This window comes from Enterobacter cloacae complex sp. P38RS, assembly GCF_014930775.1.
Lineage (GTDB): Bacteria > Pseudomonadota > Gammaproteobacteria > Enterobacterales > Enterobacteriaceae > Enterobacter > Enterobacter bugandensis.
Map to the genome: position 1 here is coordinate 116,626 of NZ_JADBRS010000006.1, position 12,171 is coordinate 128,796.

The 12,171-nt window shown below is 46.3% G+C and carries 15 protein-coding genes and 1 tRNA gene; 7 read left to right on the plus strand and 9 right to left on the minus strand.

Annotated features, from left to right (window positions below; all coding sequences use genetic code 11):
• Positions 1-193 precede the first annotated feature (193 nt).
• Both argF and IM303_RS22250 read right to left on the minus strand, forming a co-directional pair.
• Positions 194-1,198 (minus strand): ornithine carbamoyltransferase, encoded by a 1,005-nt coding sequence (argF, locus tag IM303_RS10540; RefSeq protein WP_193052588.1) that lies wholly within the window; start codon positions 1,196-1,198, stop codon positions 194-196.
• A complete protein-coding gene (locus IM303_RS22250) occupies positions 1,168-1,263 on the minus strand; it encodes a hypothetical protein (RefSeq protein WP_213014347.1) in 96 nt (31 codons plus the stop codon). The genes argF and IM303_RS22250 overlap by 31 nt, the downstream gene beginning before the upstream one ends.
• A 99-nt stretch (positions 1,264-1,362) precedes the next feature.
• Between IM303_RS22250 and rraB the strand changes: the two genes are divergently transcribed.
• From rraB to IM303_RS10570, 6 genes are all read left to right on the plus strand, one after another.
• The gene (rraB, locus tag IM303_RS10545; RefSeq protein WP_003862940.1) at positions 1,363-1,788 is read left to right on the plus strand and encodes a ribonuclease E inhibitor RraB; all 426 of its coding nucleotides are present in this window, start codon (positions 1,363-1,365) and stop codon (positions 1,786-1,788) included.
• A gap of 47 nt (positions 1,789-1,835) precedes the next feature.
• A complete protein-coding gene (gene miaE, locus IM303_RS10550; RefSeq protein ID WP_193359888.1) occupies positions 1,836-2,594 on the plus strand; it encodes a tRNA isopentenyl-2-thiomethyl-A-37 hydroxylase MiaE in 759 nt (252 codons plus the stop codon).
• 30 nt (positions 2,595-2,624) lie between these two features.
• Positions 2,625-3,347 carry a topoisomerase II gene (locus tag IM303_RS10555; RefSeq protein WP_193359889.1) on the plus strand — a complete coding sequence of 241 codons (723 nt, stop codon included), beginning with the start codon at positions 2,625-2,627 and terminating at the stop codon, positions 3,345-3,347.
• Between the two features lie 106 nt (positions 3,348-3,453).
• Positions 3,454-3,538 (plus strand) — tRNA-Leu (locus tag IM303_RS10560).
• 336 nt (positions 3,539-3,874) lie between these two features.
• The gene (locus IM303_RS10565; protein ID WP_193359890.1) at positions 3,875-5,749 is read left to right on the plus strand and encodes a DNA adenine methylase; all 1,875 of its coding nucleotides are present in this window, start codon (positions 3,875-3,877) and stop codon (positions 5,747-5,749) included.
• Entirely contained in the window at positions 5,718-6,893 is a 1,176-nt protein-coding gene (locus IM303_RS10570) for an HNH endonuclease signature motif containing protein (protein ID WP_193359891.1), read from the plus strand. Before IM303_RS10565 ends, IM303_RS10570 begins: the two co-directional genes overlap by 32 nt.
• 143 nt (positions 6,894-7,036) lie before the next feature.
• Here the strand turns inward: IM303_RS10570 and IM303_RS10575 are convergent, their stop codons facing one another.
• Complete coding sequence (locus IM303_RS10575) at positions 7,037-7,909, minus strand: phosphorothioated DNA-binding restriction endonuclease (protein WP_193359892.1); 873 nt, start codon at positions 7,907-7,909, stop codon at positions 7,037-7,039.
• Between the two features lie 301 nt (positions 7,910-8,210).
• Between IM303_RS10575 and IM303_RS10580 the strand changes: the two genes are divergently transcribed.
• Positions 8,211-8,684 (plus strand): SymE family type I addiction module toxin, encoded by a 474-nt coding sequence (locus tag IM303_RS10580; RefSeq protein ID WP_075206615.1) that lies wholly within the window; start codon positions 8,211-8,213, stop codon positions 8,682-8,684.
• A 77-nt stretch (positions 8,685-8,761) separates the two neighbouring features.
• Here the strand turns inward: IM303_RS10580 and IM303_RS10585 are convergent, their stop codons facing one another.
• The 6 genes from IM303_RS10585 to IM303_RS10610 all read right to left on the minus strand — a co-directional run bounded on the left by IM303_RS10585 (position 8,762) and on the right by IM303_RS10610 (position 12,130).
• Positions 8,762-9,133 carry a hypothetical protein gene (locus tag IM303_RS10585; RefSeq protein WP_192986745.1) on the minus strand — a complete coding sequence of 124 codons (372 nt, stop codon included), beginning with the start codon at positions 9,131-9,133 and terminating at the stop codon, positions 8,762-8,764.
• A gap of 114 nt (positions 9,134-9,247) precedes the next feature.
• Entirely contained in the window at positions 9,248-9,496 is a 249-nt protein-coding gene (locus IM303_RS10590; RefSeq protein WP_045259639.1) for a bacteriocin immunity protein, read from the minus strand.
• Between the two features lie 58 nt (positions 9,497-9,554).
• A complete protein-coding gene (locus tag IM303_RS10595; RefSeq protein ID WP_075206614.1) occupies positions 9,555-9,812 on the minus strand; it encodes a colicin E3-like toxin immunity protein in 258 nt (85 codons plus the stop codon).
• Positions 9,813-9,851: 39 nt separating this feature from the next.
• Positions 9,852-10,103 carry a hypothetical protein gene (locus tag IM303_RS10600; protein ID WP_045259569.1) on the minus strand — a complete coding sequence of 84 codons (252 nt, stop codon included), beginning with the start codon at positions 10,101-10,103 and terminating at the stop codon, positions 9,852-9,854.
• Positions 10,103-11,644, minus strand: a complete 1,542-nt coding sequence (locus IM303_RS10605; RefSeq protein ID WP_065420201.1) for a colicin E3/pyocin S6 family cytotoxin — start codon at positions 11,642-11,644, stop codon at positions 10,103-10,105. Before IM303_RS10605 ends, IM303_RS10600 begins: the two co-directional genes overlap by 1 nt.
• 3 nt (positions 11,645-11,647) lie before the next feature.
• Positions 11,648-12,130: a hypothetical protein gene (locus IM303_RS10610; protein WP_048999504.1), complete on the minus strand. Its 483-nt coding sequence runs from the start codon at positions 12,128-12,130 to the stop codon at positions 11,648-11,650.
• Between the last annotated feature and the right edge of the window lie 41 nt (positions 12,131-12,171).

The window sequence follows — 12,171 nt, forward strand, 5'->3', positions numbered from 1 at the left end:
TATTAACCATTATCTACTCAATAAATAATGGTTAATAAAAACATAAATACTTATTATGGTTAATGTCTATCTGAGAAAGCGGCATTAAAAATATTTTTCTGCCAGACCATAACGCTGTTGTCGTTTTTAGTGTTTTCTCCCTCTCCCTGTGGGAGAGGGCCGGGGTGAGGGCACCAGCGCGCAGAGGACTGAATCACTCCCCAAGCGTCGCCACCATCACCGCCTTAATCGTATGCATCCGGTTTTCAGCCTGGTCGAATACGATGCTCGCCGCCGACTCAAACACCTCGTCCGTCACCTCCATCCCGCCGTGCAGATCGAACTCCTTCGCCATCTGCTTGCCGAGCGAGGTCTGGTCGTCATGGAACGCGGGCAGACAGTGCAGGAACTTCACGTTCGGGTTGCCGGTCAGCGCCATCATCTGCGCGTTCACCTGATACCCCCGCAGCAGCGCAATCCGCTCCGCCCACTTCTCTTTGGCTTCGCCCATCGACACCCAGACGTCGGTATAGATAAAGTCCGCGCCCTTCACGCCCGCCGCCACGTCTTCCGTCAGGGTGATTTTGCCGCCGTGCTTCTCCGCCAGCGCGCTGCACTCCGCCACCAGGCTCTCTTCCGGCCAGCAGGCTTTCGGGGCCACCAGGCGCAGATCCAGCCCGGTCAGCGCCGCCGCTTCCAGCATCGAGTTGCCCATGTTGTTGCGCGCGTCGCCCGCGTAGACCAGCGTCATCTCGTTAAACGCCTTCCCCGGCAGGTGCTCCTGCATGGTCAGCAGGTCCGCCAGCAGCTGCGTCGGGTGAAACTCGTTAGTCAGCCCGTTCCACACTGGCACGCCCGCATACTGCGCCAGCGTTTCGACGACTTCCTGGCCGTGGCCGCGATACTGAATGCCGTCGTACATCCGCCCGAGAACCCGTGCGGTGTCCTTAATTGACTCTTTATGCCCAATCTGGCTGCCGCTCGGCCCTAAATAGGTAACGCGCGCGCCCTGGTCAAATGCGGCAACTTCGAAAGAGCAACGTGTACGGGTCGAGTCTTTTTCGAAGATGAGCGCGATGTTCTTACCGGTAAGCTTCTGTACTTCCTTGCCCTTTTTTTTATCGGCCTTGAGCTGTGCGGCAAGGGTCAGCAGAGAAGTGAACTGTGCAGGGGTAAAGTCGAGCAATTTCAGAAAGTGTTTCTTGTACAGATCAGACATTTTATCCTCACATGGCGAACGCCACTTATTGAATTAAAATTCACTTTATATGTGTAATTATTCATTTGCAACCCCGTTTCACAAATCTTTCCAACAAAGGTGGAGGCAAACCCGTCCGTGTGTGAAAATAGAAGTATCTGCCGCACTTTAAAGAGGATTGAGCCATGGCAAACCCGGAATTACTGGAAGAGCAACGCGAAGAGACGCGTCTGATTATTGAAGAGCTGCTGGAAGACGGTAGCGATCCGGACGCGCTGTACACCATCGAGCACCATTTCTCTGCGGATGATTTCGACGCGCTGGAAAAAATGGCCGTGGAAGCCTTCAAGCTGGGTTACGAAGTGACCGAGCCGGAAGAGCTGGAAGTGGAAGAGGGCGACACCGTCATCTGCTGCGACATCCTGAGCGAAGGCGCGCTGAAGGCGGAGCTGATCGACGCGCAGGTAGAACAGCTGATGAACCTGGCCGAGAAGTTTGAGGTGGAATACGACGGCTGGGGAACCTACTTCGAAGATCCGAACGGTGAAGACGGCGAAGAAGGCGACGACGAAGATTACGTCGACGAAGACGACGACGGCGTGCGTCACTAAGTGATTCAGGCGGTGGCGCGCGCCACCGCTTTTTTCAAGGCAGAACCATGGATTACCCGCAGATACTCGCCCCCGTACTCAACTTCCTCCAGTGCCCGACCCCGCAAGCATGGATTGATAAAGCCCGCGACCCGGTAAACCTGCCGCTGCTGCTCACCGACCACATGGTGTGCGAGCTCAAGGCCGCCCAGACCGCGTTATTACTCGTGCGTAAATACGTCGCCGACGAAAGCGGTGCCGACGCGCTGCTCGACTGGCTCAAACCCTACGAACAGTTCACCTTTCGCGACGGCCCGGAGCCGGACTTCATCGCCCTGCACAGGCAGATTGGCAAAAGCGTAATGCCCAAAACCGACGACCCGTGGGGCCAGGCGCTCATCGACAGCATGGTGCTGCTGATTAAAGAGGAGCTGCACCACTTCTGGCAGGTGCGCGAGGCGATGCTGGCCCGCGACATTCCGTACGTCAAAATCACCGCCAGCCGCTACGCCAAAGGGATGCTGAAGGAAGTGCGCACTCACGAACCGCTGACGCTGATCGACAAGCTCATCTGCGGCGCCTACATCGAAGCCCGCTCCTGCGAACGCTTCGCCGCGCTGGCCCCGTTCCTCGACGATGATTTGCAGAAGTTCTATCTCTCGCTGCTGCGCTCGGAAGCGCGCCACTACCAGGACTACCTGACGCTGGCCCAGCAGGTAAGCGACGACGATATCTCACCGCGCATACAGCATTTTGGCGAAATTGAAGCCACACTTATCTCGACACCGGACAACGAGTTTCGCTTCCACAGCGGCGTGCCGGTGTAAACCGGCATAACGCAAGGATAAGGATGCGAGATGAAAAAAACGTGGATCAGTACGGTCATTGTTATTGTCGCGGCTGCCGCCGTGGCGTTCTGGGTCTTCTTCGACAGGCAGCGCGCTCCGGAAGCGCAAAATGATACCGCCCTCCACGCGATGCCCGCCTGGCAGGTGATCAAGGAGCAGGAGCCTGTGCTGCATCAGCGCATCCTCGACCAGATGGCCGCCCTGCAAAAGGCCGGCGAGCCGGAGCAGCACATTATCGACACCATCCAGCCGCAGATCCTGCATTTGCAGATGACGCGCCTGCAAAACGCCCCGGACGCCAACGTGGTGAACTACATGACCATCAACATGGAGCAAACCGCCGCCATCCAGAAGGTGAGCGACGACGCCTGCTTCCGCTTCCTCTACCCGACGGTGAAGGGCGGCGTGAACCCGATGCGCATGCTTGATAAAGACCTGATGACGCGGCGCATGCAGGCCGACGCGGACATGATGCGCGCGGCCTACGGCAAAAACCGCCACACCGTGACCCAGGCCGAACGCGAGGCGGCTGTCGAGGACGTGCGGCCGATTATGAAGGAACTTGCCGATAAGTACGGCGAGGACATCCAGCTGTTGCAGATGCCGGAGAAGGCGGCGGGCAAAGAGAAGCTCTCCTGCGATATGGTGCAGGCGATGTGGGCGAAGGTGCTGGCGCTGCCGGAGCAGAAGGCGGCGAGAGTGATTAGGCTGGCGGTGTCTGAGCTGGAGTGACAAAGGGCGCTGGTTTTTTGGGCACTTAGCGCGGGTTTAGCGCGTCGTCGCTTGCATGGCGGCGCGCGACAGGTATAATCCACAACGTTTCCGCATCCCCTTCAGTGCCGAAGTGGCGAAATCGGTAGACGCAGTTGATTCAAAATCAACCGTAGAAATACGTGCCGGTTCGAGTCCGGCCTTCGGCACCAAAATTTCCTTAAAAGTCAATAAGTTATTCCTCTAAAAATATTCTATTTATCTAAGCCCTTTAGAGTATATTTTCATTCAGGGTAATGGGTTTAAGAGATGATTTCTAAATTTTTAATATCATGGATTCATAGTAACGTTAGTCTGTGTTAAACTTGACAATCCTTTTTATTACACATTTTATTTCATATTCTATAATGAGTTTTTATATAATTTAATTTTTATTACTAATGCCTCGTGAAGTATGTAGTATTCCAATAAATTATTACTTATATACTTCAAAATCGATTTTAGATCAGTTATAATAAGAGTAAGTGGAAAAGTATTGGGGAAAGTAATTGAGATACTTAGGAAATAAAGATTTAATTCTTCCTGAAATAAAAAAATTAATGGAAGAAAAAGGCTTGTTAAGCACAAATAATGTGTTTTTTGATGCTTTTTGTGGTACTGGATCTGTAGCTAATTATTTCAAATCTTCTTTTAAGGAGATCGTTATTAATGATAATTTAAAATGGTGCGTAATTAATTCTGCCGGTAGAATTAATTATAATGCCTGTAATTTTAATTCTTTAGGATTCGATCCTTTCGACTTTTTTGCATATGATGACAATATATTAGAAGGCTTCTTTTATAAAAATTATTCTCCTGCTTATTCAGAAAGAATGTATTTCACTCCTGAAAATGCAGGTCGTATTGATTATATAAAGACCACTATAAAAAAATGGCTCAAAGATAACTTGATAAAACAGCATGAATATAATTACCTAATGCATTGTTTAATCGAAGCGATTTCAAAAGTTTCTAATACTGCGGGTGTATACGGAGCATTTTTAAAAAAATGGGATTCTCGAGCATTAAAAAAAATAAATTTAATACCTATCAAAGATGCTTCATCTGAGTGTCAGAATCTCCGTTGTTATAATGATAAAATTGAAAATATTATTGAAGATGTCTATTGTGATGTAATTTACATTGATCCTCCTTATACTCAAAATCAATATGGCACTCAATATCATTTATTAGAAACACTTGTTTTAGATGATAATCCTTCAATTAGTAAAATAACTGGCTCTCGCCCAACGGGACCAATGCGTTCAGATTGGTCGAAGGATTTTAAAGCCCATATATTATTTGATAGAATAATATCAAAAACAAAAGCTAAGCATATTCTTTTCAGTTATAGTATTGATGGCTTTATGTCTAAGAGGTTTATTGAATCTGTATTGCTTCGCTATGGTAAAAAAGAAACATATACTTTAAAAGAAATAAATTATAAAAAATATAACAATCATAAGTCTAGTGGGAAGAAAAATCACATTGAATATCTTTTCTATGTTGAAAAGAAAAATTCTGATGATGTTTATTATGAGTCGCCGTTAAATTATATTGGCAGTAAATCAAAACATGTTGGTGATATATTTAAATACATCCCGAATAATTACCAATATTTTTACGATGTTTTTGGTGGTGGATTCAATATCGGTATAAATGCCAAATCTGATTATATTATCTACAATGATATTAATAATTATGTTGTAGAATTGATTTCTTCGTTTAGAAGAATTGACACTTACGAATACATCAATTATGTGAAGAAAATTATTAAAAAATTTGAATTGGTTCCTGAAGGAAAGGAAGCGTACCATGCTTTAAGAGATAAGTATAATGCTTTACCACATGATAAACGAGATCCTAGGCTACTGTTCTCTTTGATCATGTATGGCTTTCAACAACAGATAAGATTTAACAGTGCGCATGATTTTAATAATCCGTGCGGTATGCGGTGGTTTAATGACAGGGTTTTAGAGAAATTCATATCTTTTTCAAGAGTTGTCAAGGAAAAAAACATTTCTTTTCATAATGTTAGTTTTGAAAAATTAATCGAAAAGCCTATGTCGAACTGTTTTTTCTATATGGATCCTCCATATAGATTTACTGTTGGTAGCTATAATGATGGTAAGAGAGGTTTCAAAGGCTGGGATTTATCTATAGAATCAAGTTTAATTGAATTTTGCGATCTTCTAGATAAGAAAAATTGCAATTTTATGTTGTCCTATGTTCTCGAGCACGGAGAACATTTTAACAAGGAAGTTTATAAAGAAATAACTAGTAAAGGTTATTCTGTAGTAGAACTTCCAATTATTCCAGGAAAAAAAAGAAAAGAGGTTATCATATACAATTATGAAAACTCCGACATTCGAAATTTACAGTAATTCTCAAAAAGGTGTTGAGGATTTTTCCTCAACATTTTCTAATTATATTTTAAACGAAATATGTTTCTCTCTTACCGGAAAGACAGATTTTGAAGTGATTTTTATTTCCGAACGTTATAATAAAGGTAGGTTGGCGAAACTATATTATAAAGATTATGTCCACTATATAACTATATCACCAATTACAGCTGATGGTAGAAATTCATCTTTTCAAAGCGTACCTACTGCTTTAGGTGAATTTATACGAGATGAAAATGCGAATAAAACAATAAATTATTTTATAATCGAATCGGGAAAAGGAATTAATACCAAGTATCATCAATTTATGTACAGGTTAATGGCTACATGTAAATTCAAATTTATAAATGGAGATAAAATTGGTATACATCCCACCGCATTTAATTCTGTACAGGATTTAATCCTTGCTAAAGAATCCATTAGGTCTAAAAACAAGTCTAATAATTCATCATTTGTAACCATTAATGAGCATAATATTACACAAGTTTTTGCCAAGACTTATGGTGCAAATAAAAAAGAGTCTGTTCTTTTATGTTTAGCTATAGCCTATGTTACTGCATCCCCTCTGGAGCTTATTCAAATTTCGGAGGGTAATCTTAGAACACTACCACAAAAAGACTTAGAAATAATTTCAAGTATTGTAAAAATAAAAACAATAATAAATAGTAATACTTTAGAAAAAGAAGAATTTACGAAAAATGATAGTTTGCGTTCTAAGGTTTACATATATAATTTATTAGATAAACTTGGTCCAAAGAAATGTGCTATGTGTGATTGTGATATCCCGCAAATTATCCAGGGTGCCCATATTTGGCCTGTTTCTGAAATAAAAAAAACAGGCCTTAGTGACGAGGATAAGATATATCATGCAACACACGGTGATAATGGTTTATGGTTATGCGAAAACCATCATAGATTATTTGATAGCAATATTTTAATCATTAATGATAAAGGCTGTGTCCTCCGGAATAAATCATGTGAAGAAAGTCACGTAACTTTTTTAAGCAAAACAACATTGCTTAGAGAAATGAATAGTGAGTACCTTAATGATGATTTTCTAAAATATCTTTCTGAAAGAAATACTTTGTTAAATATTAATGATTATTTGAAGATAGAAACTGCATGAACTTGATTTTATATTTTTAGAGTGTTTATCTGAGTGCTCTATCTTTATTATGTGTAGGGGGGTAAATTATATAATTATATATTTTTGTTGTGCCAAATTAATTAATGTGTGGAATATAGGTATGTCATAATCTCAAATAGATATTAAATAAATCTAAAGACTTCTTTTCTGTGCCATTCAATAAAACCTTCCCTAGGATAATTCCTCTTCTCCATAGGTAGCGCGATCTGCTTCCCGGCAAAATCCCAGAACAGTTGCCCAACAATTCCGCCCCCATTCACCGCCTCAGACACGAGCACCCGCATACTTTCATCCAGCCCAATCGACCCCTTATCAAACGCCTTATGATGAATCGCACACAGCGCCAGTCCGTTCGTGATCTCACACGGTCCACCAAACTGCTTCCACTTGATATGCGCGGCTTCAAGTCCAACGGAGGCGTTATCATGCCGCATGTTAAATCCGCAGATGGCACATTCATAGTTATAAGCACGCAGCACCTGCTGACGGAACAGCGGATCGCGAACCTTACGGATCTGCTGAATATCAAAACCCATCTCATCCGCGATCTCCTCCTGAATGCTTTCAGGAAAGTGCGCTTCAAGGATCTGCTGCGCCAGCGAGCCGATCATTTTTTTGTTCTTACTCAGCAGCGCAAAGTGTTCTTCATCAAACCCACCTGCGACGTTATGTTCCACAAGTTCTTTAACAGGCGGTTGCTTACTGCCGGTGGTCGAACAGAACTCAGTGTTCTGAAGATCCCAGAATCCATCCCCCTTAAGCCGCCAGAAGGGCATATTCGGGTAATGCGCCTTCCGCTGTGGGCCAAAGCGCTCTAAAAGGCTAAGCAGCTGCTCGTGTACCTCGGTTCCATAATCAAACAATCGCGCATGCCCCTGCTGATACTTCGCCAGCACGTACAGAAGCAATAAAGGCTTATGCGGCGCACGCTGTTCGCCTTTGCGCCAGATGGTGATGTCGGCAATTGCCTGTTCGAGAGTTTTTCTGGAAGCCATCGCGTTACGAAAGAAGGTAAATAATTGCGATGATGCTCGCAAAACCCGGACCAATCAACCCGCAATCAACAAAAACATGACCTTACCGCATAGAACTCTATTTCCTGAATCCCCCTCGCAAATTCCAAATTTCCCCTACACCAAACCGCTGTATTTATATTCAGCCCTGTATAATAGGCACCAGAAATTACGCCGAACGGCAAAGGAAGTATCAAGGAATATTTAAAGAGAGAATTCGCGATATGAAGGTGCTGCAACACCCCCATACCGCTAACCACAACCAACTAGTAAGGAGTTGTATATGGCTGCGACGAATTTTAAGCCAGAGTTTACCGTTTGCAAAACAGAATCAGACGCTTTCACCGGCATGATTGAAAACCGCGAGCTGGTACGCAAAAACAGCGCCCGCCGTCTGCACGGCAACCAGCCCAACGCGGCACCCGTCCACCCTCGCGCGGAAACGCAGCAGGACAGTGCAGCCTGCTGCGAACTGTATGCACGCATAGACATGAAATACCTCCTGCTGGGCGGCGACTGGTTAAAACGTGCGGGCTTTATCAACGGCATGCCCGTAAAAATCCGGGCTATGAAAGACTGTATTGTGATTACGCCCCAGCATACAAGAGAATTATGGGGATGCCTGGAAGGGATGAGTGTGGTGAATATAAATAAACAGAAAGTCGCGCAGTGGTTGAAGACGTTTCCGGGAGCGCTAAATGATACCGGGGATATACCCGTTGTGAAGCGGGGAATCGGGCAAGCGATGCCTGAGTAGTTCTGGCTTCCTGCCTCATATTCCTGGAGCAATAAAACGATACGGGCATGTCATCCCATGCCCGTTTTAAGTAAAAATCACTCGTACTTTACCTGTTCTTTCACAGCCTTAACCAGCACAGCGTGAAGTTCGCCGACGGTTAAATCGCGTATCACAGGTTCGGGTATGCCACGCACCCAGCGGATAAATCGACAGATGCCAAAAAAGTCTATGCCTTCACCCGTAAACAGATACTCATTCTCCGCGAGAGAGAACGTTTTCCTGTAGCCATCTTCTTCTGTGGCAAGCTGAACGCCAAAAGCTTCTTCGCAGTCTTCCAGTAGGTCTTCGCCATCCATACCGCAAATATGCAAATCGGCCTCAATCCAGGTGTTGCTATCGATAGGTTTGCGATGTATCCCAGAGGACTCACGTACGACCTCAATTACTTGTGCGAGAGTAGGTTCCATTTACAAAATATTCCGTATTCGTTAGTTTCAATTGGCTATCCGGAGCTTAACAGTCACCCACTATTCGATAAGTTGTAAAGTAGAGTACGGATTCAGAAAGCGTGATTATCTTTGCTATGGCTTGAAACCGGGTTTGCCATTTGCGCTACGCCACTCCTTTACTTCCTGGACTACGCCCTCGGGAGTGTCTTCTCTGCCTTCTCGTGGATAGTAAATAAGATCAGAACCATCAGGGTGCTGCGTCAATCGTTTGAATTCGAGGATGTTTTTTATATCTTCAGCTTCAGTGGTACCAGATACATCAAAAATTTTTCTTACAAATTCCAAAAATTGCTCTTCTGTGTAATCTTCAATTTTATCCATTTTTAAATCGTAGATGAGATCTTTTAATGTGCCCGATAAGATTATCGGGCAATGCCTCTCACCAATTATCCCTATAGTCGAAAGAAACCTGATAGTCATAAATAGTGGGGGTTATTTTATGTACGAAGTGGGGCTGAAGAACGGGGATCCATTCGGCTTCAACATCAAAAAAACCATTATTCACATTGTTCTTAGTCGGCATATGAAAACCTTTGGTCATGATCTTCGCATTATCGCCGAAATCTTTCGAAAATTCTCTACCTTCACCTAGTTCAGTCCTCATATCATACCATTGCAATCTAATCTTCAAACCCATGGTAGCCCTCTTTTTTAAATTATTGATTCTAAAGTTAGGTTAAATTTCCCCTCCAGAGAGCTGAAAAGTTAAATCATCGGAATAAAATTTTTTCCCAAGAAGGCTTTCTAAACGATGTGCCTGATGCTCATTGATATTATAGACGCCGATACCATGCGAAAAATCGCTTCTATCTTCTGCATTCATTCCCATAATCATGCATAGATCATTGAGGTTTTGATGCGGTATTTCGATTTCGAAAAGCAAATTTTCATCCGTTTTACTGTATGCATCAATTGTGTAAACGATCATTATTTTTCTACCTTTCTGGTTGGATCTGCTGGTTTAGTTTGCTTACCCGTAGTGGGATCAAACTCACCGAGGTGACTGCGTCCTGAGCGATCATAGACCTCAACTGTACCGTGTTGAGAGTCCCATTCGTAAATTTTACCTTTTGAATCCTTCCAACGGGTACGAAGTTTTCCTCCCCCCTTAATTGGTGTTTTCGCTTGAGCTTTCTTAGCATCAGGAAATGCAGATAAGGGAGGATTTCCTTTAGGAGGTGAATGGTATTTGTGATCTGAATTACTATAGACATAAATCGGCGGCACCCCGCCCACCGGCAGAATCAGAATATAATCCGCAAACGTCCTCTCTTCCGGTGTCGGGCTGGTCGTCACACCAATCCCCGTATCCTCCGGCAGCGGGTCAACCACAACCGGGTTCGGTATCCGTACCGGGTTGTGATTGCCCGTATCCCACGGCTTACTGTCTCCGGTGCGGTCCGGTGTCCAGATGAGGGTGATACCGGGGTCTTCTTCGGTGGTAAAGGTGTACGCCTGGCGTTGGCTATCCCACTCCATCCTGCGAACGCGCACGCTGTCTTTGCCCGGCGGCGTATGCCAGCCGCGCGGTGTCGGGTTACCGCTGGCGTCGTTCTCCCAGGTGAAGCGAACGCGGGTAGGGGCTTCCCGCATCTGTTCGGCGCGCATCCTGTCGATAAAATCCTGTTCGCCGTCGTTCAGCTTGCCGGGGTACATTCCTATCAGCAGCCCTGCGACAGGGGCACCAAGGCCTCCCGTGGCTATCTCGCCAAGTGCAGCGCCGCGCACGGCCCAGGTGCCAGGAGTGATTGTGCTCCCGCCAACCAGAACAAGTTCGCTGGCATCGGCGATCGCGGTCCGTGCAATCCAGGCCCTTTCTTCGTCCGCAACGGCAGCCTGATAGTCCATCTCCTCGTGATGCCCATTCCACCAAAGATAAAGCGCGCTGCGTTGCTTCGGCTTTGGGATCGCCTTACGCTTTGCCGCCTGAGCGTGCTGCGGGGCGTCGTTGGGCATGGCCTGGTAAAATGCCATCTCGGCGAAGTTGGTGTGCGGCTCGCTTCCGGTGCCTGCATCGTTACAGCCTTCACCACGCAGGCAGGATTTCGCAAAGACCCGATTGCGATCGCGTTCTTCTGTTCGCCGCAGCGCTTCGGCCTCTTGCTCTTTTTGGCGCGCTGCGAGCATGGCCTGATGCTTTTCCTGTGCGATCTGTTCAGGAGAGGGACCGAAGCCGAGCCACTCTCCCGATGGGGCAATCACTCGGTTGGTTCCGTGCGGGCAGCCACAAATAACGACAGAACCATCGACGGCTGAGGCTTGCCCCATCCAGTTAACGCGAGGTTCACCGTCTGCAACAACGCCCTGCTTGCCGCATTTAGGGCATGCCGTTGTTTTATCGCCAACGCGGATAACGCCTCGACCGTGCTCGGTGCAGTTGGGCAGAGTTGTGCAGCATATTGCGCCGGTGGTTGTTCTGTCGCCGTGCAGCGCCTGACCGCGTCCATGGTTATCGGAACGGTAGCCCATGTCCTATTCTCCGGGCCAGGTTAAGAAGTCCTCATGAGGTGGAATACCTTCGCGGGTGACCAGATAAGTACTGCCGAGCGGTGTGCTGATAATCTCGTCATCGTTATCAAGCAGGCTACCAACCAGGGCAACGCCGTGTCCTTTCCACGTAAACGCTTCTCCTGCTGAGGTCATAATCGTGGCGAGCGTTCCATCCGGATAGGCCACACAGTCTCCTTCGACAATCACGCTGGTGTAACTCCCATCGTCCATGAGCATTGTGGCTTCACGATCGACGGGAAGAACAACGCCGCCCAGTCGGGTCTGGCTGCCAGCCGTGGCGATCCGCCAGATGGCGGTGACGGGATGTTGTCGATGAAAGGCTTCCTGTTCGGCAATGATGGCGCGCGCGTCCTCGGGCATGGCGGCCAGTTCTTCATCGGAAAACGGTGAACGATCTATTTCCGCTTTTAACTCAGCGGTAAATTCATTGGTATAAAGCTGCATGACAATTCCTTGTAGGGGCAGAAGAGTAAATGCAGCAATGC